This window comes from Streptomyces sp. NPDC056160, from assembly GCF_042268205.1.
In the GTDB taxonomy this organism is placed as follows: domain Bacteria; phylum Actinomycetota; class Actinomycetes; order Streptomycetales; family Streptomycetaceae; genus Streptomyces.
In genome coordinates, this window is the sequence record NZ_JBHJUW010000366.1 from 1 (window position 1) to 1,160 (window position 1,160).

General features: G+C 72.1%; 1 protein-coding gene. It reads left to right on the forward strand.

Features of this window, described 5'->3' with window-relative positions:
- Positions 1-204 precede the first annotated feature (204 nt).
- Positions 205-1,160: IS110 family transposase (locus ACFC02_RS42765; RefSeq protein WP_376368471.1), on the forward strand; the 956-nt coding region annotated here is incomplete at its 3' end.

A 1,160-nucleotide genomic window follows, 5' to 3' on the forward strand; every position in this document is an offset into this window, starting at 1 on the left:
AGCCTGACTCGCCTACTGACTGACGTCATCGACTGTCCTGTTTGGGATTTGTCGGTTCATCGGCGGGGCCGCCATGCACGCGGCCGGACGGGCGTTTGTGACCTCATAGGAGCTTGGTCCAGAAGCCCCGTCACTGTCTTGTCCACCCGCCCGACCGGCGCGTGCCGCCCTCGGAACGGACTCGCAAGGACGGACACGACCAGCATGACGCACGCAGCCCGGGAGATCACCGGCGGAGTCGACACCCACGGCCTGACGCACTACGCCGCGGTGATCGACCAGATCGGCCGGCACCTGGCCGACCGAGAGTTCCCCGCCACCATCCGCGGCTACCGCGACCTGCTGGACTGGATGCGTTCCCACGGCGAGCTGACGGCGGTCGGAGTGGAGGGCACCGGCGCCTACGGGGCCGAACTCGCCCGGGTTCTCACGGCGGCTGGGGTCACCGTCATCGACGTGGACCGCCCCGACCGCAAGACCCGCCGGATGAAGGGAAAGTCCGACCCGATCGACGCCTACGCTGCCGCGACGGCGGTACTGTCCGGCCGGGCGACCGGCGTCCCCAAGAGCCGGGACGGCGTGGTCGAGGCGGTGCGGGTCCTGCGGATCGCCCGCCGCAGCGCCGTCAAGGCCCGCACCCAGGCGATGAACCAGATCCGCGGCCTGCTGGTCTCCGCGCCCGCGATGCTGCGCGAGCAGGTCGCCGGGCTGGACCGGGCCGTGCTGATACGCACACTCGCCCGGCTGCGGCCCGGCGACGACCTGTCCCGCCCGCTGGCGGCGACCCGGGCGTCGCTGCGCCGACTGGCCCGCCGTCACCAGGCGCTGGACGAGGAGATCACCGAGCTGGACTGCGAGATCGGGCCGCTGGTGAAGCAGGCTGCCCCCGCGCTGCTGGAACTGTTCGGCGTCGGCCCCGAGACCGCCGGGCAGCTGCTGGCCTCGGCCGGCGACAACCCCGAACGCATGCGCTCCGAGGCGGCATTCGCGCACCTGGCCGGGGTCGCCCCGATCCCGGCCTCTTCCGGGCGCACCCACCGCCACCGGCTCAACCGCGGCGGCGACCGGGCGGCGAACAATGCTCTGCACACCATCGTGCTGGTCCGCATGCGCTTCGACGAACGCACCCGCGACTACGTCGAACGCCGCACCAAGGAAGG